The organism is Alicyclobacillus sp. ALC3 (genome assembly GCF_028751195.1).
Classification (GTDB): domain Bacteria; phylum Bacillota; class Bacilli; order Alicyclobacillales; family Alicyclobacillaceae; genus Alicyclobacillus_L.
Genome location: NZ_CP066784.1, coordinates 1,141,582 through 1,167,864, shown reverse-complemented (window position 1 = coordinate 1,167,864; position 26,283 = coordinate 1,141,582). Strand labels below are relative to the sequence as shown.

The window sequence follows — 26,283 nt, the reverse complement described above, 5'->3', positions numbered from 1 at the left end:
AAATTATAAGTTAATCAATCGGAGAGTTGGAGAACCGAACTGTTCCCGGAGCCCGCGTGGGCTGGGATGAGTTCGGTGTTTTTGTGTTCTCTCCTGTAAGGAGGTGGGGCAGTCATTAGTGTCGGCTGCACTAAGACAACATCGTATGCAGGTTCGGTACCTAGGTATGTGCAGCAAGTAGTGGATTAAACTAGTGAATTTGAAGGCGGATACATGAGCCCGAGGAGGCATTATCATGTCGAATTTTTTGGCAGAACTGATTGGCACTTTCTTGCTGATTTTACTCGGTGACGGTGTCGTGGCAGGCGTTGTTCTGAAAAAGTCTAAAGCTGAGAACTCTGGATGGGTAGTGATTACGCTTGGCTGGGGCCTCGCGGTTATGGTTGGTGCGTATACAGTAGGACACTACAGCGGGGCATTTTTGAATCCAGCCTTGACCATTGGCTTTGCTGTGGCAGGTAAATTGGCGTGGGCGAAGGTACCGAGTCTCATCGCGGGGCAAATGGTCGGTGCTTTTCTCGGTGCTGTCGCAGTATTCATTCACTACCTGCCACATTGGAAAGAAACTGAGGACCCGGCGACGAAGTTGGCTGTATTCTCTACTGGCCCCGCAATTCGCAACCCATTTGCAAACTTCGTCAGTGAAGTCATCGGTACTTTTGTTCTGGTTCTGGCGCTGCTCGCGTTTGGCGCCAAGGGGCTGGTGTTCAGCAACGGTCTCGAAACCTTCGTGGTTGGCTGGTTGATTGTCTCTATCGGTATGTCATTGGGTGGCACTACTGGGTACGCGATTAACCCAGCCCGTGATCTGGGGCCTCGTATCGCACACGCGATTTTGCCGATTCCAGGGAAAGGGAGCTCTGATTGGGGATATGCTTGGATTCCTGTGCTGGGCCCGATTGTCGGTGGCATCATCGCTGCGTTGGTGTACATGGGTTTGTTCCACTGAGAGAGGTTGACTGCAAGTGGTTTGGATGGCTGAGTACTGGATACTGATTGGATGCAGAGTTTAACGGTGAACTAGAACGAGTGAATGATGAGGAGGAACTGAGAATGGAAAAACAATACGTGTTGGCGATTGACCAAGGGACTACGAGTTCAAGGGCTATCCTGTTTAACAAAGGCGGTGAAATCGAAGCCGTTGCACAAAAGGAATTTACTCAAATCTTCCCGAACGCTGGCTGGGTCGAGCACGACGCCATGGAAATCTGGGGCTCCGTACAGAGCGTGATTGCGGAGGTGTTGGCAACGCATCGCATTGCTGCCCAAGACATTGCAGCGATCGGTATTACGAATCAGCGTGAAACGACGGTCTTGTGGGACAAGCATACAGGCATTCCGGTTTACAACGCAATCGTCTGGCAGTCCAGGCAAACATCGGGGATTTGCGACGAGTTGAACAAGCAAGGGTATGCAGACATGGTGCGCAGTAAGACGGGGTTGCTGATTGATGCGTACTTCTCCGGCACCAAAGTAAAGTGGATTCTTGACAATGTGGAAGGGGCGAGGGAGAAGGCAGAGCGGGGAGACCTGTTGTTTGGTACGATGGACACTTGGCTCGTCTGGAAACTGACGGGTGGCAAAGCGCATGTAACTGACTACACGAACGCTTCCAGAACGCTGATGTACAACATATATGACCTGAAGTGGGATGACGAGTTACTAAAAATGCTGACCGTTCCGGTAAGCCTCCTTCCGGAAGTCCGGCAGTCTTCTGAAGTATATGGCCATACGGCGGCAGACTTGTTCTTTGGTCAGGAAATTGCTATTGCCGGGATTGCTGGCGACCAACAGGCCGCTTTGTTTGGCCAGGCTTGCTTCGAACCAGGTATGGCGAAGAACACATATGGTACCGGTTGCTTCATGCTCATGAACACGGGCGAAAAGCCAGTACCATCTGCCAACGGGTTGCTGACCACCATCGCCTGGGGTGTGAATGGAAAAGTCGAATACGCATTGGAGGGAAGCATTTTCGTTGCTGGTTCAGCCATTCAGTGGTTGCGCGATGGCCTCCGCATGTTTCAGCGCGCTTCCGACTCTGAGGAGTATGCAGTTCGCGTTGAGTCGACTGATGGGGTTTACGTAGTCCCAGCATTCGTAGGACTTGGAACCCCCTATTGGGACAGTGATGCTCGAGGTGCAGTTTTCGGCCTAACCCGCGGTACGCAAAAAGAACACTTTGTCCGCGCCACCCTCGAGTCCCTTGCCTATCAGACGCGCGACGTGCTATCCGCTATGGAGGCGGATTCTGGATTACCGTTGAAGACGCTTCGTGTAGACGGTGGTGCGACCGCCAATGACTTTCTGATGAAGTTTCAGAGTGATGTGCTTGGAGTTCCGGTACAACGACCGACGATCCTTGAGACAACCGCCCTCGGGGCAGCCTATCTTGCTGGCCTAGCGGTAGGATTCTGGGAAAGTCGGCACGAGATTTCTGACAACTGGGCGATCGACCGGACATTTGAAGCGGATATGGATGAAGCACATCGGCAGCGGTTATACTCCGGTTGGAAAAAGGCAGTGGCAGCGACACGAGTCTTCAAGTAAAATAAAAACAGAAGTACTGAACCGTCGGGCAGTCTGTCTTGTGGTTGCCTTGTGCGGAGCGTTTACGCAGACTAGGTTGTCCTTCTGTACGACAGTTTGCCAAGTTAATATAACGTGTGTTGAGTTTCGGAGAAACCACAAACCGGCCTGTTTCCTACAGGTCGTGTTTGTGGTTTTTCTAACACAAGGGGGGTTTCCACGGTGTCGACGAGTTTCTCAGTGCTTAACCGATCTGAACTCGTATCGAGACTACGTTCTGAACCGTTGGACGTTCTCGTCATCGGTGGGGGTGTTACCGGAGCCGGTATTTTATTGGATGCGCAAACTCGGGGTATGAAGGTCGGTCTTGTGGAGATGCAAGACTTTGCCGCTGGCACATCTAGTCGCTCGACCAAACTGGTCCATGGTGGACTGCGTTACTTAAAGCAGTTCGAAATTGAACTTGTCGCTGAAGTCGGGACAGAGCGAGCCATCGTGTACGAAAATGCTCCACATGTTACGACTCCGTTGTGGATGATACTGCCGATTGTCCAACGTGGGACCTATGGAATGTTCATGAGTTCGATCGGACTCTACATGTACGACCGGTTGGCGCAGGTGAAGGACAGCGAACGCAGAACGATGCTATCCAAAGAAGAGGCGTTGGAACTTGAACCGCTGCTAAGCCCGGACTCGTTGAGGGGGGCTGGGAAGTACGTCGAGTACCGAACGGATGACGCGAGACTTACACTGGAAATTTTGAAAGAAGCTGTAGAGCAAGGTGCCATGGCGTTGAATTACACCAAAGCGGACACACTTGTCTATCAGAATGGAAAGGTGTCTGGTGCCAGTCTTACAGACCTTCTGACCGGAGAGACATATACCGTCTCAGCGCGGAAGGTAGTCAATGCGACGGGACCTTGGGTTGATGAACTGCGCACCTTAGACAAGTCAAAAAACGGAAAGTCGCTACATTTAACCAAAGGTGTGCACGTCGTGATTGACCATTCGCGGTTCCCACTTCGTCACCCAGTTTACTATGACGTACCGGATGGCCGGATGGTGTTTGCAATCCCGAGAGAAGGAAAGGCCTACGTGGGGACGACGGACACGAACTACCATGGAGATCCGAAGAATCCCAGGACGACCAAGCGTGACCGCGATTATCTAGTCGACTGCGTCAACCATATGTTTCCCTCTGTTCATCTGACAGACGCTGATATCGAATCTTTTTGGGCTGGCGTGCGTCCACTCATCCACGAGGACGGTAAGGCGCCTTCAGAGATATCGAGGCGCGATGAGGTGTTTGTCTCGAAGAGCGGTTTAGTCACCATTGCTGGAGGTAAATTGACGGGATACCGCAAGATGGCGGATAAGGTTGTGTCTCTCGTCGCTTCGCAGTTGTCTAGTGAGTATGGACAGAGTTACCCTGACTGTCTGACGGAACACGTCACTTTGTCTGGTGGGAAATTTGGTGGTTCACAAGCTATGCCAGCGTATTTGACCGAGCGCATCGCGGAAGGAACAGCGTTAGGCTTACTAGAAGAAGAAGCTTCACGACTTGTCATGAGATACGGAACCAATATCGGTACACTGTACGACATCATTCGAGAGCGAGCAGATGAGGCCTCAGAATTTGGCCTGTCGCGAGAGGTGTATGCAGCTCTTGTATACGGGATTGAACATGAAATGCTTGTTACGCCTTCAGACTTTTTCATCAGGCGTACAGGGGCAATGTTCTTCCATATACATTGGGTGAGGAAGTGGCAAGACCCCGTTGTAAAGTACATGGCGCACTGTTTCCGTTGGTCTGAAGAACAAACAACTGAGTACATTGACGAGTTGGCGTGGCAGATCGCGACCGCGACGGAAGCCGTTGACGAAGAGCTCTGAGTTATTTCTTGAATGGGCTTCTTATGATAGATGAGCAACTGTTCTTCAAGGGAGGTTATTACGACGATGGACACGGAAGAGCGACTATCACAAGACGCCGTTCGCGATAGTGGGGAGGAGCATTTTGTGGAACCTGTAGACCCGTTAGAGCGTCTGCTGGAAATCGTCAGTGGAAAAGAAGAAACCCTTGAAAAAGTGTTGAACCTGCTTCAGGAAGCGGATCACAAGGGGATTCTGCGCTTAATTGGATACTTTGTCGAAGAGTCTAATCAACTGGTCGATGCGGGCATTGACACGTTGACTACAGCTAATGCGTTTTCGCTCATGTCATCCGCATCTGAGGTGAAACACGCAATTAGTCAGATTGATTTCAAACCATTGCCGACGGTTTTAAAGGGCATCAGTCAGTTCATGGAGGGGTTATCGGCACAGGATCAGGAAATTCAAGTGCGTGGGGCATTTGACCTGGTCAAGCTGCTCAAAGACCCAGACATCCGGACTGCGCTGACGGCAATTTTTAGCGGTTTGAAATCGCTTGGCAAAGGGATGCGGGGTACGGTGTGACGGACCCTTTGCTAATCAAGCGAGAACTGGGTGCTTGGACGCGGTGATTGGAGGATGAACATGACGTTCGATAGTCAACGAGTCATTCCAGCGGCTCGCAGCATTAAGGACTTTGAGTTGGCTGTACGTTTTGGGTTCCAGCATATCGTAATGTTGGAGATTCACCTAGCCCAGGTGAAATATGTCACACGTCTAGCACACCAACACGGTGCGAAGGTACTGTTGCACGCGGATTTGATTGAAGGGCTAAAGTCCGATGAATCTGGAGCTCAGTTTCCGTGTCAGGAAGTACAACCGGATGGGCTCATTTCTACCCACGCGCATGTCGTTACAACGGCTATGAAGCGAGGACTGATCGGTGTTCAGAGGGTATTTCTGCTCGACAGTCACTCGTTGCAAACGAGTTACCGAGTCGTGAAATCGGTGACACCCGATTACCTAGAGGTTTTGCCGGGGCTCATGACTGGCGTGCTTCGAGATATTCGAGAATCAACTGGCTTGTCCATCCTCGCCGGCGGGTTTATTCGCACGGTACAGGATGTTGAAAACGCAATTTCTGCGGGAGCCGTTGGGGTTACAACTTCGGAGCATCACCTATGGGTCGAATTCGCTCCGAGAAGGTAACGAGTAGAATCCTGGAGGTGTTTGTGTGAAGAAGCTCATCAATGAAGTCGGCGAGTATGTGAACGAAATGTTGGATGGTTTTGTGGTTGCACTGCCAGCTGTACGGCGCGTTGAAGGGACGCAGGTGATTGTCCGTTCGCAGTTGGCGCAAAAGGTGGGCGTGGTGAGCGGCGGTGGAAGTGGCCATGAACCCGCTCATGCCGGATATGTCGGCTATGGAATGCTGGATGGGGCAGTTGCCGGCGAGGTGTTCACTTCACCGACACCAGACCAAGTGTTAGAGGCCATTCGGACTGTGAACCAGGGACAGGGAGTTCTGTTGGTGATCAAGAACTACACAGGGGATGTCATGAACTTTGAAATGGCTGCTGATTTGGCACGGGCTGAGGGAATTGAGGTCGAGCAGGTTGTCGTCAATGACGATGTTGCAGTTGACGGCAGCACCTATACGGTCGGTAGGCGAGGAATCGCAGGAACCGTATTTGTACACAAGGTGGCCGGTGCTGCAGCTGAGGCAGGTCTGTCGCTTACTACAGTCCGGAAGTTGGCTGAAAAGGTCATCGCTAATGTGCGCAGCATGGGAATGGGACTTTCACCCTGTACGGTTCCGGCCAACGGACAACCTAGTTTTGAACTAGGGGAGTCCGAGGTTGAAATGGGTATCGGTATTCACGGCGAGCCGGGTATTGAACGATTGCCCTTGACCTCTTCTGATGAAACCGTCAATTTTCTGCTCACACGAATTCTATCTGACCTCCCGTTTTCCAAGGGAGACGAGGTTGCCGTGATGGTGAATGGAATGGGCTCCACACCGCTAAGCGAGCTGTTTATCGCGAACCGTCGCGTCTCACAGGTGCTTTCCGCACAGGGAATTAACGTGTACCGGACATTTGTCGGGGAATTTATGACGTCGCTTGAGATGGCTGGGTTTTCGGTCAGCCTGTTAAAACTTGATGACGAGATGAAACGCTATCTGGACGCGCCAACCCATGCTCCAGCGTGGCCCAACATGGGGGGGCTTGGTCAATGACGGAGCTTGGGCTTAGTTCTCTTGTGGGCTTTGTCGACTCGTATTCGTTGCGGTTGGCAGAGTTAAAGGAGACGCTCAATACACTGGACAACCGAATTGGGGACGGAGATCACGGAACGAACATGGCGCGAGGGTTTGCGGCGGCTAACCAGCAGTTGCAAAAAAATCCGCCTGCTGACTTAGGTGCAGCGTGCAGTGCCGTTGCCATGGCACTGCTCGGGCACGTTGGCGGGGCTTCAGGCCCCTTGTACGGCACCGTCTTTTTAAAGATGGGCAATGTCCTAGGCCATGAGCCACATGCAGACGAGGCAACGTTGGTTCAGGCCATAGCGGCGGCGAGACAGGGCATTGCGGAAAGAGGAAAGGCAACCTACGGTGACAAGACGATGCTGGATGTCTGGGAAAAGAGTGTCACTTATTTACAGGGTAACCCGGCCACAGACCGCTTTCTTGGCGTAGCCACAGTGGCTCTTGACGAAGCGTTGGCAACGCGCGACCGCATTGCGAAGAAAGGGCGAGCCGCATACCTCGGACCGCGCAGTCAGGGCGTTTGTGACCCCGGGAGCGTCTCGAGCGGTCTGTTTTTCGAGGAGTTTGCGAGAGCATGTGGGAAGGAGCTTGAGTTGATTCCATGGGACACGTTAGTCTTGTGATCGTTTCGCACAGCCGCAAACTGGCACAAGGCGTGACAGAACTTGCAGCGCAGTTGACGGGGCCATCCGTGTGTATCAAGGCTTGTGGAGGAGTCGAGGACGGCGAGCTAGGGACATCTGCTACAGACATAGTGAATGCCATACTGGCTTGCCCGGAAGATAGCCCGGTTCTGCTGTTCTTTGACATTGGCAGTGCCTTCATGAACTGCGAAATGGCTCTGGAACTGGTTGATGAAGCGACTCGGAGTCGTGTGCAGATCGTGGACGCGCCTTTAGTTGAGGGGGCCGTTGAGGCCGCAGTGTCAGCTGGACTCGGACACTCTCAAGACCAAGTCATTGAGTCAGCGCGAAGGGCGCGCGGACAAGCGAAAATCCTTGGACGATAAGGCGAATTGAGTGGTCAGCCCGTGCGTTGGCCAGCACGGGCTGAGCGACGTACGAAGCGCTTCTGTCGCACGCGACTTGCCGTTGAGTTGGCGCAGCGTAATTCGTGCAGAATTTGTTTGAATCACGAACCGGTAAACACCGACAGGTTCCGCCATTGCCTAGGCGCACAGTTGGGATTAAAATGAAAGTGAATTCAGAAAATTAGTTCGACTATCGCCAGCGATTGAATAAAACTCCTGTGACAAGGCGAACTACGGCTTGATATGGAGTTTTTCGATTTGCGGGCAGTCCGGTGAGGTGATGACATGAGCACCGGGGTATATCTTGAGGTTTTGTTCTACGATGGAGAGACAAGTCACTTGTTTGGGAGACTGTCCTATGAGTCGTTTCTCCAGCAAATGATGCGAAAGGGGCATATGCCTAGCTTTACTGTAACACGTGCCTGGTCCGGACTTGATGCTCGCGCGCGCATTCAGATGCTTGAGTCGGATTACCTCAGTGCGCATGTGCCTGTTTGTGTACAGATGTTTACGTCTGCACAGGAAGCGGAGCAACTGTTGACTGATATGGACGAAATCCACTTGTTAGATTGCAAGGTCGTCATTCATCCAGCATTTGACCTGAAATCTTGGGTGGGAGGTGGTTACATGGCATGTCGATCTGAAAGTGACGGTGCGGTGGTTAAAGTGTATATGAACGAGACAGACCGTGTAGACGGAGTTCCGCTTGCCTTGCGCATGCTGCAGACGCTGCGCGAACTCCATCCTTTGTGGGCTGATGTGGAACATGCTATTGAAGGGTATGAACAGGGGCGCATAGTCCGTCACGCGGGCTGGTTTTCCAATCACCGAGACTCTATGGTCCTCGAGGCTGTCTTCTCGAGCGACGATTTTCCGGAGAGACTGCAGCAGATGTCCGACCTGATGTCGCACGCATCCGGTCCGGCCATTCTGATGCCTGGAAAGGTCATTCACTACAGAGCCTCATCGTCTGGAGCGACCCAAACAAATTAGCACAAAGGCACCAGACACTAACCGTTGCCTTTGTGCCTTGTTCTCTTCAAGTATACTTCCCTGTCAACGGTACAGAGCGGCTATCGCCAACATCACGAGAACGGCTCCAAGAATCGTAACGAGATAACCCCACAAATATCCGTGTTGCCAATATCGAACCTTAGCGGTCAACCGCAGGAATGCCTTGGTTGGAATGAACCAGTGCTCTGTACCTAACCACTGTCTGGTCTTACGCTGTAACTGCCACTGGCGCGGTACATCAGCCGTCCCACTGACCAATTGTCGATTGATCTGATAGCCAATGAGACGAGACCAAAACATCCGATAGGGATTTGCGTATGCAGAACTCGTATATTCCGACGCCACTGCGCGGTGTTCGCGGCCGCCTAGCCAGGCCGGCACTGTACGAGTCGCGTAGGCCCTACGCAATGGCAAACGGCTGATGCCAAGTGCTAAGAGTGCAAAGACAACAAACCACAAGAGAATATAGGTTGGGGCGATGGTTGCCACAAATTCGCCTGGTTGAATTACGAACCCGGGCGCCGGGAAAAAGCCTAAGCCACCCGCACCAAGACTCACCATAGTAGGGTTTGATACTGGGCTGTGAAACACTGTCGGCACGATGTTCCGAAGCGGCCCAGTGCTTGATAGCACGTCACCGATGACACGCTGAAAACTGGGCATGACGGAGGTAGGGAACCAGCCATACGCGAGGCTCAGGACTCCCAATAATGAGAGGCTCGCGCCGCCCCAGAAACTCGTGCGGTGGGGGCGTTCGGACAACGCGGGAGACGTTCTACTACGCGCGGTCATGGCAAACACAAAGACCTTGAGGAACGCGGTCACGGCGAGGGCCGCCCCTGCAGCCGCGAACATGCCGGCGACGGCGACGAGCACCTCTTGCGGGCCTGATAAACTGCGGTAGACCTGCAACATTCCTTGAAGCGTTAACCACTCCGATGCAAATCCGCTGAATGGGGCGACAGTCGCCAATGTCAGACACGCGATCAGCAGGGCGAGTCCCACACCGGGCATGATTTGAAATAGACCTCCGAGTCGCTCAAGGTCAGTCGATCCGAATCTCCGTCCCACTTCACCGACCGTGAGAAAGGCAAGCGCCTTCGCCAGTGCGTGGGAGACCATTTGCACAAACAGAGCCATCATCGCGACGTTTGCAAACCGAGCATTGTGGTGTGCTGCAAAAACAGTGGCCACACCAAGGCTAATCACCATCAAGCCCACGTTTTCTATGCTGCTGTAAGCCAGCAACCGCCTCAGGCGAGACTCGATGACAGCGAACAGCGCTCCGGCGAACAGGGCAAGTACACCGAGCCAAACCACGATGAGACTCACCCACACCGATAGTTCTCCCGTCATAGCCGTTACGCGCAGCACTCCGAAGAGGCCAAGGTTCAAGAGTCCACCGGCGAGGATGGCGTTTAGGTGCGCGGGCGCCGCATCGTACGCGTCAGGCATCCAAAGTTGCATCGGCAGAATGCCGCTCTTCGCACCAAATCCGAAGAGTGCGAGGAGGAAAACGGTATCTCGCAGCCCAGCCGAAGCCGTTCGCAAGTGCGCAGTCACTTGGACAAAGTCAAAGGCGCCGGTACGCGACGTCGCGAGAATGGCAGCTAACACGAGCAAGAGGAAACCTACCTCGCTCACGAGGAGTGTGATATAGGCAGCCCTGCGCACGGCCCGTCGCTGGTGCAACACAAGGACGTACGCGTACGCGCATAGGGACATCGCCTCCCAGGCGATAAGTAATGGAAAGACGTTTTGCGCTGTGAGCAGGAAACTGGTAAAGACGAACTGTACAGACACAACCGCAGTCATTCCGGCACTCGTTCCGGCACCATGGTGCTTTGCGTGTTCCACAGCCATCAGGCTCGAGACCGCACCAATGCAGCCGAGCAGTAAGAACAAGAGGCTGGACAGCGCGTCTGCCCGGAAGGCCCATGTTCCAAGTGCGGGAGCGGTAGGGAGGGCGAATAGCAGCGGGGCGCGATGTGTGACGAGTCCGAGCAATCCCAGCAGCGCCTGCAGGGCGGCACCCAGGAAAACGCCGAGCCACAGCTTGCCGTCCAGTTGACGTCGGACGGGGCGAATGGCTACGAGAATGATAATGGCGGTAAATACTACGAGTGACATCCAGAACAACTCAGGCACGCTCTGCACCTTCTTCCATCCGTCCGCTTGCAAGGAGAAGCCCATGGATGAGGGCGTAAGGCGTCGGCGGACATCCAGGAATGTAAGCGTCCACGGGGATCACGGACTCGATCGGTCCGACGAATTGCGCACTGTCCCGGAACAAGCCTCCGTGAATCGGGCATACTCCCGCCGCAATGACAATGCGGGGGCGCGGCATGGCCTCATACGTGGCCATCAGCACGTCCTTCATCGCTTTCGTCAGCGCTCCTGTGACGAGCAGTACATCCGCGTGACGGGGCGAAGATGCGAAAAATAACCCGAGTCGATGAAAATTGTAATATGGGTTGGATAGTGCCAGCACCTCAGACTCACACGCGTTGCACGAGCCGACATCAATGTGCCGGATGTGCAGGCTGTGACCAAACTTTTTTTGGAACTGCAGAAGTGTCGTGGCGTCTAATTGTTGCCAGTCTGGTTTTGGAACTGTGCCATACGTATCAGGCGCTACACTGAAGCTGTGAGAGGCCATTGAGGGTTCCTTATTCATCAATTGACACCTCCAATGTTCAAAATCAGCTGATCGCGAGATAGGGTGGCACGGTCGACATCGCGGGACCACGCAAATGCTTGGATGGGGCAGCGTGCGACACATCGTCCACAGCCGATGCACGCTCCTGTGTCGACTATCGGCATGCCGGCACTGATGTGCGTGATGGCATCAGTCGGACATAAGTCGATGCACGAGCACGCTGTTTCCTCACAGGACCCGACCGTTACCACAAATGTGTGCCAATCGTCGTGTTGCTGAAGTGTTTGCTGCTTCTTGGGATATGGCGTTGTCACGCGCCCACTAGCTAGCCCAGAGCGTATCCAATTGCCGAACATTCGAGTCCCTCCCTTGGTGAACAACCCGTCTGCGTTCCTGACAGGACCCAGACAGATCGGGGTCGCACAGTGATTCAACGGTCCATGCCAGCGCAGGACAGGCCAAAACTGGCGTCGATCACTGGAAAGTCGGTTTGAATATTGCCATTCGCCGTTGCTAATCCGAACACTGGCCAAATCCAACTGGAAGCAGAGCGGACTCCGTAAAACTTCACGCGTCCGTCAGCTACCACAACGACGTGTGCGACTCGACCGCGTGCCCCTTCGACGAACCCGACACCCCAGGCTTCCGTCGGCGAATGACGTGGTGCCGGGGTGTCAGTTCGCTCGGTGTCAGCCAGCCTCCGCGCTAGGTTGCGAACCATGCGGACGGAGACGTTCCATTCGTCCACGCGGACGTCGAAGCGGGATTTGGCGTCGCCTGCTGCCATCGATGAGGTGCAGATTTCGTACCCGGTCCCTGTGTAATGGGCGGGGAATTCGTGGCGCATGTCAGTCTTGACGCCGCATGCTCGAGCTGTCACTCCAACGAGGCTGTACTTGTCTGCCCATTCGCGTTTCACAGTACCCGTGCCGACTAATCTGTCGATGAACGTCGGGGTTCGACTGAGCAGTCGAATAAAGTGATTCAGCCGCTCATCGGCGGCAGATAAACTCGCTTCCAGGTGTGGCAGAGACGTCTTCCAGTTAATATTTGATGAGCTAAACAATTGCACTGCCCCGCGAAGGTAGCGAGACCCCGTCAGGTCCGCAGCTAGTCGGAGACACTCTTCTTTCACTCGCGCCAACTGTGCCTGCCCAACGGTCATGCCTGCAGCTGAAGCGAGTTGGGAGAGGTCGTGGGCGTGGTTGTACAAACGCTCAAGTTCCACCCACAACTGCCGTTCCCACAGCACGTGACTCGGTGGCTGCCAGCGGTGGGCCTGTTCCAGGGCGGACGCGCACGCACTGGCGTGGGCCGCCGTGGATGTGCCTGAGATTCGTTCCGCAAGGAGCAATACATCCTCCGCTGCCTTCCCAATGGCGATTTGTTCGATCCCCCTGTGTTTGTAAAACAACTGTGGCTGCAGATGCATGATTTGCTCGCCGACCGTGTCGAACAGGAAGAATGCTGATTCGCTGACGTCTGCACGGACAGGCCCAAGCGGGAGAGAGAATACGCCAGCCCCTTCGACTCGCCTCTCAAGGTCAACAAGGTGGGGATGCAAGATGGGCACAAGGTCCGGATGGTCCAAAGGTTCATAACCCGTCCGTTCCCAGACTTCGCGCTCGGGCCAAAGTAACGCTGGCCAGTCGTTTGCGAGCGACGGCCAAGGTTCACGTGTGGACAGGTCGGCGGTGAGCCAAACCTGCTCTTCACTGCCCGAACGGGCGAGAACGGCCAGGAGTGCATCCGCGTGTGTTTCTTGGATGACGCCGTAGTACAGGAGTTGCCACGTTGGTGCCTCTTCATCAGACGTGGACCGAAGACAGCGGTTGAGGAGCGTATTTGAAAAGTCAGCGAGGCTGGCAGCGTGATAAGAATTGCTTGGCATCGCCGGTACAAGCTTTTGTTTCGGCACGGTATGCATGGAGATTTCCCCCTTGCGATTTTTGATCAGACAAATGAAGTGTGTATCAGCCCACTTACGACAAGTGGGAGGAGCGTTCCAAGCACCAAGGTCATCGCCAGGTGCACGGATGTCGGAACTAGAATGCCTGCGCCTTCCCGAGACCGCTGTAACAGTCGTAATTGACTCGATGGTTCACCGTATCCGATCTGTATTGCGTAGCGAAGAAAGTTCCCAAACAGCAGAACTAGGCAGAGGATCAGGAGAATCGCTAGCCAAATCATTCCATGGTTGGCGATTGCGTATAGGATTAGGAATTCACTGATGAATAAGCCAAACGGGGGTGCCCCTGCAATGGCGAGCATACTAAACATGAGGGCGTGCCCCGTCCGCGGCAACACACTGGAGATCCCGCTAAGCCCTCGCATGTCTGTAGACCCCCAGATGTGCAGGAGTTCCCCTGATTGGTAGAACAGCATCGATTTGATGAGTGCGTGGTTTGCCATCTGCAGGTAACCTGCCAGCATGCCAAGCGGACCAAAGGCAAAGCCAATGGCTACGAGGCCGAGGTTCTCGGCGCTCGAGTACGCAAAAAGTCGCTTGTAATCAGTCTGTGATACGGTCATCAGAGCACTGACCGCAATCGTGACAAATCCGACGGTGGCAAGCATCCAATTGGCAAAATCCGATTGACCGCCGGAGTGGAGAATGGCCTGAAGACGGAGAATGCCATACATGCCACAATTCAACTTGATTCCACTCAGCATCGCGCTAATCGGGGACGGAGCCTGGCTGTGTGCATCTGGAAGCCAAAAGTTAAAGGGCACGAGCCCTGCCTTGGCGCCAAACCCCGCTAACACGAGAACAAAGGATACCCGCTCAATCACCGGTGGTACTGTCTTCGCCATGTGTGAAAACGTGGACCATGTAGCGTCAGGGAGCGGTACTTTTGCGAATCCAACAAACAGAACCAGTCCGAACAGAGCGATGAGTCCACCCGTAATCATGATGACGAGATACTTCCATGTAGCCTCATGCGTGAGTTGCGTATCGTGCCAGTCGACGAGAAGGACAGAAGCGAGCGCTGTCAACTCCACTGCTCCCCAGGTAAAAAACACGTTTTGCAACAGGGGAACAGCGAGCAGCGAGAGGTAGAAGACAAGGAATAAGGTGAAGTAGTGTAGTTCCTTCTCTACCGTGGATTTCATCGCTGCGACGTCTCTTCGAACGTAACCCACAGAGTACATCGCCGCGGTGAAGCCGACGACCAGGGTAATAGCCGAAATCCCGAGACTGAGCGGATCAAGTAGCCAGCCTCCAGAGGACGCCGACAAGCTTTTGACAGGGGTCGGAAGCACAATCAGAGCGACTCCCGTTACGAGCAAATTTAGTCCCGTGACCACGACCGGGACCCACGCCCTCAGCTGACGCGGCACAGAAAATAAAGCCGCGATTCCGAGGAGGGGAAGGAGCAAAAGTATCGATAACCAAGACATGTCCTCACCCCCTCAATTGGTGGAAATCTCGCAGGTTGAACGAACCTGCTCTCCCGTAGTGACCGATCAGCGCCACGAACAGGACGACGACAAGGGCAATGTCGATGAACATCACGTAGTCCGCCATGACCGAGACGCGAGAGAGCTCAGCAGCGATGGCGGTATCGACGCCGTTTTCGGCGCATAGCAGCCCGACCATCTGGCGCCCCGCGTCGTGGGTGAGGCTCGTGACTGCGATGCCTGTGAACAGGGTCGCAAGTGCAAATCCAAAGCTGAGTGCCCCCTGTGCATGCCACGCAGAGACAATGAAACCGGTAACTAGACTGATGAGCACGGCGGTCGAGACACCAAAGGTAGGGGTGCCGAGAAACAGGTTGGATCGCTGATGCATGACCGAACGTGGTAATCGAATCCACACCAGACTCGGCACGATAACACCGCGAACGACGATGAGCCCACCAAAAGCAACCCACATACTGGTGTCATGAGACCGAACTGCGTCCATGCCATAGAGGACAGCAACGAGTCCTGTTTGAACCAGATAGCCGAGCAAGGCGTTGCTTAGCTCCCGTGCTACTGCCACCCATATCGTGCAGAGAAACACCAAGAGCGTAACCCAGGTCCAAATCAGCATGTTAAGTCCTCCTATCATTTACGTCTGCCTGGCTGAGACTTAGCTGAGGCCAACTGCGGACAACACGACGGCGCACAGGGCGACCAACGCAACACCCGCCATGAACTCTGGAATGCGAAGCAACCTCAGCTTCCCGATGGAAGACTCGACCCACACTACCACGGCGTTTAGACCGAGGAACTTGACGAACACGAGCGGCACTGCCAGAGCGATCGACCATGCGGCATGATAGCGGGCCAAACCCCATGGACTGACAATGACATTCAAGAGGATGACCCCAAGCACCGTGTACTTCATGGCGCCACCCCATTCGATCAACGCGAGGTGCGGGCCGGAGTAGTCATAGGCCCGGTTGTGGTCGATCATGGAGAACTCACGATGTGAAGATGGGTTGTCGACCGGGATGCGACCAGTCTCTGCAAGAAGTACGCCGAAAAATGCAGCAATCAGAAGCAAATGTACGGGCGACCAAGCCAGTTTCTGTAGGGTTTGGTTGACAATGAACGGGATCGTGGCATGTGCTGTGAAACTCACGGCGAACAGGATGACAATCAAAGCGGGTTCTACCGACATCGACACAAAACGTGCACGGGTGCTCCCAATACCACCATAAGGGCTTGCTCCTGCGGTGGCGCCTGTCAAAAGAGCAAACGTCGCCAAACCGAGGATAAATCCTCCGGCCATCATGTCTCCCGCGAACGCCATAAACAAAGGGTAACTGGTCAAAACCGGGATCAGCATCGCGACGATGAGGGGAGCTGCAAAGTAGACGTATGGTGCGACGCGGTACAAAACACCTGCGCCCTCCGGGAGAACAGTCTCCTTCACAAACAATTTTCTTAAATCTCGATAGACCTGAAAGATGCTGGGGCCTCGTTTGCCTTGAACAAACTCTTTCCCGCGGTCGAGGATGCCTTTGATAAGTGGTGATGCAAGTAAGATGAAGGCGAGTTGCGCGATCTGTGGCGCGACTGCTTGCGTGAATGACAACGACATAAGTGTCCCCCCTCTGCCTGTTGGCTCGGTGTCCGGGCAAGCCTATAGTGCGCCAGAATAAAAAATGACCCCTATCCAGAAATGTTTCTGGATAGGAGCCATTAGCCTCTCGGCATTTATGGCGAGCTCCATCGCCTTCCGGCAACTGCAAGTCAGACAAGAACTTCTAGGTTCATTATATGCGGGTTCATAAAAAATACAACACTAGCTCGACCCCAATGATGCGGACGTTTCGGATTGAATTAGGGCGATCCTCACCTTGATTAGCCACCTTATCACCGTTGAGCTAAGGAGTGATACTCATTCTCGGACCACGCTCCGGTTACGAGAGCACAACAGCCAACGTTCTGGGAGACGAATTCACCACGGCTGGTAGCAGGTTCACTGACCTCGCTACCCGCCGTGGGATATTCTCATTTGTAGGCGAATATTATCGTGGGTTGGGAGTGAAGTAACACGAAAAGGCGGTAGGGAGGAGAATACGTGCCAATCTCCACAGAAACCCAGCACGATGGTCTGTCAATTCTATCTCGGTTTTCAGAAGTGAGAAGATTCACGGAATACCTCATGGAACCACTTGAAATCGAGGATTATGTTGTTCAGGCAAGTCCGGATGCAAGTCCCATGAAGTGGCACCTGGCTCATACCACATGGTTTTTCGAAAGGTTTGTACTGACACCATTCTCCCCCGCTTACCGGCCGTACGACCCGCGCTTTGACCATCTGTTTAACTCGTACTACGAAACGGTCGGGAAGCCTTTTCCTAGATCAGCGCGGGGATGGCTATCCCGCCCGACAGTCAAGGAAATTTGGGGTTACCGGCAATACGTAGAAGAACACGTTGAAAAACTCCTGCTGGACAACAGCACTCCTCTCCATTCGGTTTGGCCAGCCCTCGAAATCGGCATCCACCACGAGCAGCAACACCAAGAGTTGATGCTCACTGACTTGAAGTACAACTTTTACGTGAATCCGCTGGAGCCGGTGTACCGTGAATGCGCATCTCGGCAGGCTCGTCCCAACACGAACAACTCGTTTGAATGGGAAACGTTTGACGGTGGACTCGTCGAAATCGGACACGATGGTCAGGGATTCGCGTTTGACAATGAAGGTCCTCGACACAAACTGTGGCTGGAACCATACCGTTTGGCCTCACGTCCCGTGACGAATGGAGAGTTCCTGGCGTTCATGGAAGATGGGGGGTATCACGAAGTGAGTTACTGGTTATCCGACGGGTGGACAACTGTTAGGAGAGAAGGATGGAGGGCACCACTGTACTGGGAACAAATCGATGGTGAGTGGTACTACTTTACGTTGTCGGGAATGCGAGCAGTGGATGAACGCGAGCCAGTTACCCATATCAGCTTTTACGAAGCTGATGCTTATGCTCGCTGGGCCGAAAAGAGGTTACCGACGGAGGCTGAATGGGAGAATGCATTCGCCAGTTGCAAGATCAAGGGAAACTTCGCAGAGACCCGTTATTACCATCCGTGTGCTGACGAGACTGGTGGTGTCGAGAGTGTTTATGGGGACGTATGGGAGTGGACGGCCAGTCCGTATGTTCCGTACCCCGGTAACACGCCGTTGGAGGGTGCACTCGGTGAGTACAATGCTAAATTCATGGCGAACCAAATGGTGCTTCGCGGTGGCTCCTGTGTAACACCGGCTTCACACATACGGCCCACGTACCGAAACTTTTTTCAGCCCGACAAACGCTGGCAGTTTAGTGGTTTGCGGTTGGCGGAGGGGTGCTGATGAGGACGGATCAGCGCGCTTACGAACTTTTGGATTTTCAACCGACAATCACTGATTTGCGGATGGAAGTACTTGACGGGTTGCGCAGGCAACAGAAACGGCTTGACTGCAAACTCTTGTACGACGAACGAGGTTCAACTCTATTCGAAGAGATTACAACTTTGCCAGAGTACTACCCTACTCGAGCAGAAATGGAGATTCTACGTCAACACGCGAAGGACATTGCTGCATGCATTGGGGAGAAATCAGCACTGATTGAGCTTGGCAGCGGCAGTGGCAAAAAGGTCAGGTTGCTATTCAGTAAATTACCCGATCCCGTTGCATATATGGCAGTTGACATATCAAAGGAATTTCTGCAAATGTCGGCGGAGGGGCTCGCTGGTGAGCATCCAGGTTTGAAGGTCGTTGCAATTTGTGCCGACTATACACAGCCTTTTGAACTTCCGCACCTTCCAGCGAAGAAGGTTTTATTCTTCCCGGGTTCTACCTTCGGAAACTTCGACCCTCCGCAAGGGCAACGGTTTTTAAGCCGATGGTCGCGGATGCTGGCAAAGGGTGATGGGTTGCTCATTGGGATCGATCTCAAGAAGTCCAGCGATGTGTTGCATTCGGCGTACAACGACTCAACTGGTGTCACGGCAGCATTCAATTTGAACCTGCTGGCTAGACTAAACCGTGAACTTGGCGCGGACTTTCAACTCCACAGGTTCGAGCACTATGCCTTCTACAATGAGTTTGAGAGTCGGATTGAAATGCACATTAGGAGTCGTGAGGATCAAGTTGTGACGATCGGCAATGTACCGATTCACTTTCATGTCGGTGAAACGATTCACACCGAGAACTCGTACAAATTCTCGGTACATTCGTTCCACGATCTGGCAAAGAAGAGCGGGTTCAGTTCGGTGCAGGTTTGGACGGACTCAGCGGGACTGTTCAGTGTTCACTATTTAGAGGTTGACTAAAACTAGCAGGATGGCGCCCGGGACCAGAATAAGGCTGTAATTGCACTTTCGTAAAACGCACGAGCGGGTTTCCGGTGCATGGTCGGTTGAGAGTCACTGAAAGTAGTGGCTCTTTTTTTTGTGCCAGCTTTGCACATATCGCTATTCACAACTCAAGATATGAAATTTGGCTAAGGCTCATCTTTAAACAAAGTCAGTCGATTTACAAGCGCGTAACTCGTGTGAATGTAGGTGTCTTTGGCGCTTTCAATCAGTACAATATTGAATCAGGGAGAGATTCCCATGTTTCATGTTTTCGCGTTGATCGTCGCCGCGGTTATGTATCTGGTTTATGGTATCTACCGTTTCCACAAACCTGCACAACGGCGTTCGTGGAAGCTTGCTGCATATGTTCTAGGTGCAGTAGTGGCATGGTACGAGGTACAAATGTTTTGATACTGGGTACTTCTTGGCGCAGTCTTGATTGTTCTTGCCATGTTTGATAAGTCTGCATCTGAGACAATGACTGTAGCACAGAACGGCAAGATTTCTTTTGGATAAAATGACCGAACATTTCGTATTGACGAAGAAAACGTTTTGGTATATCGTGTCTATAAACGTCTCGGATATATTCGAAAATGCTCACGCGTATGATACCAAAACGTTTTCATCAATTAGCCTCTTAGCAGTGAGGAGTGCACCGATGCCTGTCACGATTCGGGATGTCGCTAGAGAAGCTGGGGTTTCTATTACAACAGTATCTCGAGCATTAAACGGAGGGGAGGATGTAGGGCCACAAACACGCGAGCGCATACTAGAAGTTGCGCAGCGCCTACGGTACCGCCCCAGCCACGTTGCACGTAGTTTGGTCCGGCAACAAACAGAGAGCGTAGGCATCCTCGTCTCCGATTTCAACAAAGACAGCGGAGGGCATCACTTCATGTTCGATGTGCTCGCCGGTATCCACGATCAACTTTCGGAGTATGGGTATGATGTTGTGTTGATGAGTACGAACACCGCCCGCCAGCGCATGGTGAGCTATGTGGACTTCTGTACGGAGAGAAGATTGGAAGGCGTCGTTGTTATGGGATTGCGGCTCGATGACCCGTACTTCAGCGAACTCGTAGACTCGCCGCTGCCCACGGTTGCCATTGACTTGCCCGTGCTGAGTGAGCACTGTGGTTACGTCATGTCAGACAACATTAACGGAGCGAAGTTTGCTGTCAAGCACCTGTTGTCGAAAGGACACCGTAAAATCGCGTTTGTGAATGGTCATCAGCAAGCCGCCGTCAGCCTCGACCGTCTGAGGGGATACCAAGAGGCCATGTGGGCGGCAGGGATAACAGACTTGTCGAACTTGGTCATTAACTCCGACTTCACCTACGAAGGAGGCGTTGAAGCGACTCAACAACTGCTGCATCAGTGTCCCGATGTTACGGCGGTTTTCTATGCCAGTGACCTAATGGCGATTGGTGGCATGAAGGGACTGTCCCTAGCAGGGCGCAGGGTTCCGGACGACGTTGCCGTTGTGGGCTTCGACAACATCGACTTGGGCGCAATTGTCACTCCTGCGTTGACTACAGTCGGTCAGCGACGGTACCCAATGGGGCAAACCGCTGTTTCCATGCTCTACAGTATGTTGAGGGATGGTGATGCACCAACAGGTAGATTACTCGCTCCAGAACTTGTCGTTCGCAGCAGCACCTAATCAATCTGCCGTAGGGGTTGAATCATGAACTTTCATGTGATTAAGGAAAATGACTTGTTCTTTCTCTCCAACTTATCAGGAGAATCACCTTTGACGTCGACCAATGAAAGTGGTTTGTTTACCAAGGATACTCGGTTTTTATCAAAGCTCATGTGGACGCCTAAGCCGAGTTCATTTGTTCTCCTAGAAGCATCCTGCACGGAGGGGTATGAGTGTGTATACCGTTACACCAACCTACCGCCTTTGGATTCGTTTGGCCTTCCACGCGAATCGCTGCTCGTGACTCGGCGGCAGTATGTCACTGGCGAGTCACTGTTTGAGGAAGGGTGCGTGGAAAACTACAGCTTGCAACCCTTGCATATGGGGGCCAAATACACGGTGGATGCGGACTTTGTCGATATGTTTGAAGTGAGGGGGTTCCAGCCATCCTTTGCGAGGAATGTCCGGGTGGAAATTGCTGAGCGGGTATGTTCCTTTACCTACGTGGCACGTGATGGACGCGTGAATCGCACAACCGTAGAGTTTGAGTCACTCACTGACGATTGCGAGGTTTCCTCATGGGCAAGTGGTGACGGCGAAACGGAGCGAACGCTGGAGATGGCTTGGCAAATTCCGCCGCGGCGGCAAGTCCGCTGGCGCCTGCGGATTCGCCCGGAAGTCTTAGAAGACACGCCAGCCCAATCCCCAACTTCAACTGTGACTGAAAACGTTTTGGGTGGGAACTGTAAGCGCTCCCCTTCACAACCGGAGCAAACTGGGTTGAACTCTCTAGAGCAAGTTCGGGAGTCGCTACGGGAGTCGTACAGGGACTGGTTCTCGCTCATGCCGCGTGTTAGCGGAAATTTGCCGTTTCGGGATTGGTATGAGCAAGGTTTGCGGGACATTCGCATGCTGGCGACTGACTTGGGCTATGGACACTTCCTCGTGGCCGGGTTACCTTGGTATGCCGTTCCTTTTGGTCGGGATTCGTTGATTGCGGCCAGACAAATGCTACTGGCTAGTCCGGAAATTGCACGGGGTACCGTGCGAACCTTGGGACATTTCCAAGGGGCTCAGCTAGACCCATCGAGAGACGAGGAGCCTGGGAAAATTGTGCATGAGGTGCGTGACGGAGAGTTGAGCCGCCTTGGCATCATGCCATTCGCACGCTACTTCGGGAGCATTGACTCTACACCGCTCTACTTAGGATTGTTTGCTGACTACGTTCGCTGGACTGGCGACGAAGAGTTTTTGCGCGAGGAACTGCCTCACGCTATGCGGGCACTCCAATGGATCGAGGATTTCGGAGACAGGGACGCCGACGGCTTTTTAGAGTACTGGAGTGAGGCACAGAATGGCGTTGCGAACCAAGGTTGGAAAGATTCTGGCGACTCTATCATGCACACTGACGGTACGCTTGCGCAGGGGCCAATCGCGTTAGCGGAGGTTCAGGCGTACTTGCATCGGGTTTATGTGGAGTGGAGCCGGTTGCTTCTACATCTCGGAGAGCTAGACCAAGCTGAGGCACTATGCAGCAAGGCAGACCGCCTTTCTCAGTCCTTTGTGGAACACTTCTACCTCCCAGAGACGCAAACGATTGCCATGGCACTTGACGGAGAGAAGAAACCGGTGGCTGTTTCCAGTTCGAACATGGGTCAGGTTCTGTGCAGTGATATCTTGCCGGTTGATATTGCGCGTCGGGTTGCCAAACGAATGATGCAACCGGACATGTTCAGCGGCTACGGCATTCGTACCTTGAGCAGTCTTGAGCGTGCCTATAACCCCATCAGTTACCACAATGGCTCAGTTTGGCCCCATGACACGGCGCTTGTAATGAGCGGACTCCGGCGGCAAATGGCGTTCGACTCTGTAAGTGAAATCGTTTCCGGTCTCCTCAGAGCGCAGGCTGGTTTTGGACATCGACTCCCAGAACTGTTTGCTGGTTTGTCGTCGGAAGAAGTTCGCAGTCCCGTTCCCTACCCAGTATCGTGTTCGCCTCAGGCTTGGGCCGCTGCCGTTCCGGTCTTCACTTTGGAGCAACTTCTTGGACTCGACGTGGATGTCTTCCGGGGTCGCATTCTCCTAGATCCCTTCCTTCCTGAGGGCATAAATGAACTGAATGTTGAGGCTGTCCCCATTGGCATGGGTCAACTCGGAGTCAAGATGCGTCGGGTGGGGAACCGCACGGAATTCGAGGTGATGTCCAATTCAACGGGTCTAGCTATCGATGTCGGCATCGAGGTGGCCCAGCCAAGTCTTCACCGTAGAGGATGATCATTGTTGATGAAGAGTCAATTGCCGGGATCCAAAAGAAGAAGGGGGATTTCGAATGAAACGTTGGCTTGGAGTTACTGCTGTATCTCTTGTGGGCATTGGAGTGTTGGCTGGCTGTGGCCAGTCTGCAGGTGCAGGGAATACGGCAAACAATTCGACAAGTAGCGGAGGAGCGCAGAAGTCCGTCAGCCTCACGCTGGGCATGTGGACGTCAAGCCCAGCAGAGAAACAACTTGTGGAAAAACAAGTTAAGGCTTTTGAAAGTCAAAACCCAAACATACATGTGAATATTCAAGTCATCAACGGGAACTACCAGCAACAGATTCAAACGATGCTGGCTTCACACACCGCGCCTGATATTTTCTACGTAGATTCGTCGTATGCGCCTCAGTTTGAGAGTTCTGGTGCACTGATGCCACTTGGCAAGTACATCTCAGAGGGCGGGGTTCAAACCAGCGCGTTCAGTCCCGCGCTGCTCAAGGCGTTCCAGTGGAAGGGGCAGCAGTATGGGCTGCCGAAAGACTTCAATACCTTGGCACTGTACTACAATAAGACGATGTTCGCCAAAGCAGGGATTGCGTCCCCACCGACGACGTGGGCACAGTTTAACACGGACGCTGCCAAGCTGAAGGCGAAGGGCATGGTGCCCATGGTGATGGCACCTACGGTGGCACGATACTATCCGTGGGTGCTCGACGACGGTGGCAGCTACTTCAATAGTCAGACCAATACTGCCACATTGACCAATTCAAAGAACGCCGCTGGGCTCAATTTTTACCTGCAGGATTACAAGAAAGGTTATATAACTCAACCGAAGAGTATCGGACAGCAGAGCGGGACGGATGCATTTGCAGCTGGCAAAGCGGCCATGAACCTGACCGGGGCTTGGTCGATCCCTGCCATACAGCAAACTGCACCGAACCTGAAGTATGGCATCGCAGATATGCCAACCCTGAATGGGAAGAGTTACAACTATACGTTTACTGTGAGCTACTCAATGTCGGCAACTACGAAGCACCCGAACTCTGCCGCAAAACTGTTGTTCTTCATGACAGGGGACGCAGCGTTGAAAATGACGGCGCAGTCCGGTCTTGCGATTCCATCGAGAACCAGCGAACAGAGCCTCGTTACGCAGTCTTTTCCACAGGAACAGCCGTTCATTGACGGAGTGAAGAATGCGGTTCCATTCCAATTTGGCACCGTGGGATCTACTTTAGTGAACGCCGTGGACAACGAGTTGCCTGCAGCACTGAATGGCAGTGAGTCCGCCTCGCAGATGCTTGCGAAGGCTGCAAAAATCGTCGCAAGCCAAGGCTAATTGTGGATCAAAACGGGCGAGGTGTGGTGACTATCCTCGCCCACGGAGGTGCAGGTCCGTTGTCTGGTTTCGCAGGACTGTCGGAGACGTCGTCGAAGGTCTCCCGAAGGCGTTTACGCGCGTGGCTGGGGAGTTCCACTGAACAAGCGATCAACGGCTACCTGTTTCTGTTGCCTGCGCTCACGGGTCTCTTAGTGTTTCTGATTGGTCCCGTATTTTATGCCCTATACATCAGTTTCTTTCATTATTCCTTGTTGAATCCGGCGAATGCACACTTTGTTGGGTTTCGAAACTACCTCCAACTGTTTCGAGACCCCCTCTTCTTACGCGCGCTATTGAACACCAGCGTCTACGCGGTCGGTGTCGTTCCAATACAAACGGCGCTTGCGTTGTTCCTTGCCCTAATTGTTGACAAGGTCCGCGGAAAGACTCTTTTCCGCGTCGCGTACTATTTACCGACTGTGAGCTCCACAGTTGCCGTCAGCGTGATGTTTCTATTCATCTTCGAGCCTCAGGGTTTGTTGAATCGGTTTCTCTCGGTCTTTGGCATTCATGGCCCCAACTACTTCAATAGCACAACTTTTGCGCTCCCAGCCCTGATGGTCATGGCGGTCTGGTCAACTGCGGGGCAGTTCATGATTATCTATCTGGCAGGACTTCAGGACATTCCAGGCGATGTGCTGGAAGCCGCAGAACTCGACGGGGCAGGGTCGTGGACGAAGTTGTGGAGCATCACTGTACCGCTGCTGAGGAGAACAACGTTTCTCGTTGTTGTCGTGTCCATGATCGGCTCTTTTCAGGTCTTCGATCAAATGTACGTCGTATCGGGTGGAAACGGCGGACCCGTCAATTCCACACTGTCCGTAGTCCTCGACCTCTACAATCAGGCGTTCCTAAATCAGCGTATGGGATACGCTTCAGCGATGGGATTTGTGCTGTTTGTCATTATTCTGATCCTGACGCTTGTCCAGAACTATGCGATAGGCAGGGAAAAGTGAGGTGTGAGGCTAGTGAAGGCGGCTACATCCAAATCGAGGCGCTCATGGTTGTACGGAGTCGCCCTCCTGTACGTGTTTGTGACACTCACGCCGTTTGTTTGGTCTGTCTACACTTCGTTTAAGCCAACAAGCGGAGTCTACCAAAACTGGGTGCCTCTATCGAGACTAAGCGTACACAGCTACACGTACATTTTGACAGAGTTTCCTTTCCTTCGCTGGTTCATCAACAGCGTTGTAGTCGCGGCCATTGTGACCATCGGTAACCTCGTGGTCAACACTCTCGCGGGTTACGCCTTTGCGCGTCTCAAGTTCCCTGGACGAGGGTTTTTGTTTTTTGTATTCCTCGGTATCATGATGATTCCAGGTCAGGTGGTCATGGTTCCAATTTACATCTTGCTGGTACACTTGGGATGGGTAAACACTTACCAAGGGTTGACCATCCCATTCCTGATGTCACCATTCATGATCTTTTTGGCTCGACAATTCTTTCTTGGGATTCCGAAGGAACTTGAAGAAGCAGGCCGCATCGATGGCCTGAGCTACTGGGGGCTGTTTGTACGCATATTTTTACCGCTGTCACGCCCGCTGTTGGCGACGGAGACAATATTCGCGTTTCAGGGGAACTGGAACTCATTTCTTTGGCCAGTCATCCTTGAGCAACGGAGTAACATGTACACGTTGCCCGTCGGTCTCACCTCGTTTTACAATCAGTACAATCAGTACTGGAACAACGTTTTGGCTGGCGTCATTCTGTTGACCATACCCATGGTCATCGTGTTTATCGTCTTCCAGCGTCACTTCATTCGGGGCATTTCCACAACGGGGTTTCGGTGAAGAGTCTTGTTCAATTTCTGACAAAATACAGCACAAAGACGGTCGGAGCAGAGAGCCCGGCCGGTACATATCGA

The 26,283-nt window shown here is 53.2% G+C and carries 23 protein-coding genes and 1 riboswitch; of the genes, 16 read left to right on the top strand and 7 right to left on the bottom strand.

Annotated elements, in window-relative coordinates; genetic code table 11:
* Nucleotides 1–235 precede the first annotated feature (235 nt).
* The 9 genes from JC200_RS05685 (at nucleotide 236) to JC200_RS05645 (ending at nucleotide 8,690) form a co-directional block, all read left to right on the top strand.
* Complete coding sequence (locus JC200_RS05685; protein WP_274435222.1) at nucleotides 236–949, top strand: MIP/aquaporin family protein; 714 nt, start codon at nucleotides 236–238, stop codon at nucleotides 947–949.
* A gap of 104 nt (nucleotides 950–1,053) precedes the next feature.
* Entirely contained in the window at nucleotides 1,054–2,547 is a 1,494-nt protein-coding gene (gene glpK / locus JC200_RS05680) for a glycerol kinase GlpK (protein WP_274435221.1), read from the top strand.
* Nucleotides 2,548–2,748: 201 nt separating this feature from the next.
* The gene (locus JC200_RS05675) at nucleotides 2,749–4,419 is read left to right on the top strand and encodes a glycerol-3-phosphate dehydrogenase/oxidase (RefSeq protein WP_274435220.1); all 1,671 of its coding nucleotides are present in this window, start codon (nucleotides 2,749–2,751) and stop codon (nucleotides 4,417–4,419) included.
* A 66-nt stretch (nucleotides 4,420–4,485) separates the two neighbouring features.
* Nucleotides 4,486–4,983 (top strand): helical membrane plugin domain-containing protein, encoded by a 498-nt coding sequence (locus JC200_RS05670; RefSeq protein ID WP_274435218.1) that lies wholly within the window; start codon nucleotides 4,486–4,488, stop codon nucleotides 4,981–4,983.
* A 60-nt stretch (nucleotides 4,984–5,043) separates the two neighbouring features.
* Entirely contained in the window at nucleotides 5,044–5,607 is a 564-nt protein-coding gene (locus JC200_RS05665; protein ID WP_274435217.1) for a glycerol-3-phosphate responsive antiterminator, read from the top strand.
* Between the two features lie 25 nt (nucleotides 5,608–5,632).
* Nucleotides 5,633–6,637, top strand: coding sequence for a dihydroxyacetone kinase subunit DhaK (gene dhaK, locus JC200_RS05660; protein ID WP_274435216.1), 1,005 nt, complete (start codon nucleotides 5,633–5,635; stop codon nucleotides 6,635–6,637).
* Nucleotides 6,634–7,290: a dihydroxyacetone kinase subunit DhaL gene (dhaL, locus tag JC200_RS05655; RefSeq protein WP_274435215.1), complete on the top strand. Its 657-nt coding sequence runs from the start codon at nucleotides 6,634–6,636 to the stop codon at nucleotides 7,288–7,290. Before dhaK ends, dhaL begins: the two co-directional genes overlap by 4 nt.
* The gene (gene dhaM, locus JC200_RS05650; protein WP_274435214.1) at nucleotides 7,269–7,676 is read left to right on the top strand and encodes a dihydroxyacetone kinase phosphoryl donor subunit DhaM; all 408 of its coding nucleotides are present in this window, start codon (nucleotides 7,269–7,271) and stop codon (nucleotides 7,674–7,676) included. Before dhaL ends, dhaM begins: the two co-directional genes overlap by 22 nt.
* Nucleotides 7,677–7,982: 306 nt before the next feature.
* Nucleotides 7,983–8,690, top strand: coding sequence for a DUF190 domain-containing protein (locus tag JC200_RS05645; RefSeq protein WP_274435212.1), 708 nt, complete (start codon nucleotides 7,983–7,985; stop codon nucleotides 8,688–8,690).
* Nucleotides 8,691–8,753: 63 nt separating this feature from the next.
* Here JC200_RS05645 and JC200_RS05640 read toward each other — a convergent pair whose 3' ends face one another.
* The 7 genes from JC200_RS05640 to JC200_RS05615 all read right to left on the bottom strand — a co-directional run bounded on the left by JC200_RS05640 (nucleotide 8,754) and on the right by JC200_RS05615 (nucleotide 16,402).
* Nucleotides 8,754–10,859: a proton-conducting transporter transmembrane domain-containing protein gene (locus JC200_RS05640; RefSeq protein WP_274435211.1), complete on the bottom strand. Its 2,106-nt coding sequence runs from the start codon at nucleotides 10,857–10,859 to the stop codon at nucleotides 8,754–8,756.
* A complete protein-coding gene (locus JC200_RS05635; protein WP_274435210.1) occupies nucleotides 10,852–11,388 on the bottom strand; it encodes an NADH-quinone oxidoreductase subunit B family protein in 537 nt (178 codons plus the stop codon). Before JC200_RS05635 ends, JC200_RS05640 begins: the two co-directional genes overlap by 8 nt.
* Nucleotides 11,388–11,726, bottom strand: a complete 339-nt coding sequence (locus tag JC200_RS24360; RefSeq protein WP_443111872.1) for a 4Fe-4S binding protein — start codon at nucleotides 11,724–11,726, stop codon at nucleotides 11,388–11,390. Before JC200_RS24360 ends, JC200_RS05635 begins: the two co-directional genes overlap by 1 nt.
* A gap of 74 nt (nucleotides 11,727–11,800) precedes the next feature.
* Entirely contained in the window at nucleotides 11,801–13,297 is a 1,497-nt protein-coding gene (locus JC200_RS05630; protein WP_274435209.1) for a hydrogenase large subunit, read from the bottom strand.
* Nucleotides 13,298–13,323: 26 nt separating this feature from the next.
* Nucleotides 13,324–14,772, bottom strand: coding sequence for a proton-conducting transporter transmembrane domain-containing protein (locus tag JC200_RS05625; RefSeq protein WP_274435208.1), 1,449 nt, complete (start codon nucleotides 14,770–14,772; stop codon nucleotides 13,324–13,326).
* A 4-nt stretch (nucleotides 14,773–14,776) separates the two neighbouring features.
* Nucleotides 14,777–15,406, bottom strand: a complete 630-nt coding sequence (locus tag JC200_RS05620) for a hypothetical protein (protein ID WP_274435207.1) — start codon at nucleotides 15,404–15,406, stop codon at nucleotides 14,777–14,779.
* Nucleotides 15,407–15,445: 39 nt separating this feature from the next.
* On the bottom strand, nucleotides 15,446–16,402 hold the full coding sequence (locus tag JC200_RS05615; RefSeq protein WP_274435206.1) for a respiratory chain complex I subunit 1 family protein: 957 nt from the start codon (nucleotides 16,400–16,402) through the stop codon (nucleotides 15,446–15,448).
* A gap of 85 nt (nucleotides 16,403–16,487) precedes the next feature.
* Nucleotides 16,488–16,547: riboswitch (Fluoride riboswitch) on the bottom strand.
* A 338-nt stretch (nucleotides 16,548–16,885) separates the two neighbouring features.
* Between JC200_RS05615 and egtB the strand changes: the two genes are divergently transcribed.
* From egtB to JC200_RS05580, 7 genes are all read left to right on the top strand, one after another.
* Nucleotides 16,886–18,157, top strand: coding sequence for an ergothioneine biosynthesis protein EgtB (gene egtB / locus JC200_RS05610; protein ID WP_274435205.1), 1,272 nt, complete (start codon nucleotides 16,886–16,888; stop codon nucleotides 18,155–18,157).
* Nucleotides 18,157–19,119, top strand: coding sequence for an L-histidine N(alpha)-methyltransferase (gene egtD / locus JC200_RS05605; protein WP_274435204.1), 963 nt, complete (start codon nucleotides 18,157–18,159; stop codon nucleotides 19,117–19,119). Before egtB ends, egtD begins: the two co-directional genes overlap by 1 nt.
* A 682-nt stretch (nucleotides 19,120–19,801) precedes the next feature.
* A complete protein-coding gene (locus tag JC200_RS05600; protein ID WP_274435203.1) occupies nucleotides 19,802–20,806 on the top strand; it encodes a LacI family DNA-binding transcriptional regulator in 1,005 nt (334 codons plus the stop codon).
* A gap of 24 nt (nucleotides 20,807–20,830) precedes the next feature.
* On the top strand, nucleotides 20,831–23,059 hold the full coding sequence (locus JC200_RS05595) for an amylo-alpha-1,6-glucosidase (protein ID WP_274435202.1): 2,229 nt from the start codon (nucleotides 20,831–20,833) through the stop codon (nucleotides 23,057–23,059).
* A gap of 55 nt (nucleotides 23,060–23,114) precedes the next feature.
* Nucleotides 23,115–24,377 carry an ABC transporter substrate-binding protein gene (locus tag JC200_RS05590; RefSeq protein WP_274435201.1) on the top strand — a complete coding sequence of 421 codons (1,263 nt, stop codon included), beginning with the start codon at nucleotides 23,115–23,117 and terminating at the stop codon, nucleotides 24,375–24,377.
* 59 nt (nucleotides 24,378–24,436) lie between these two features.
* Entirely contained in the window at nucleotides 24,437–25,375 is a 939-nt protein-coding gene (locus JC200_RS05585; protein WP_274435200.1) for a carbohydrate ABC transporter permease, read from the top strand.
* A 12-nt stretch (nucleotides 25,376–25,387) separates the two neighbouring features.
* On the top strand, nucleotides 25,388–26,209 hold the full coding sequence (locus tag JC200_RS05580; protein WP_274435199.1) for a carbohydrate ABC transporter permease: 822 nt from the start codon (nucleotides 25,388–25,390) through the stop codon (nucleotides 26,207–26,209).
* The last annotated feature ends 74 nt before the right edge of the window (nucleotides 26,210–26,283 follow it).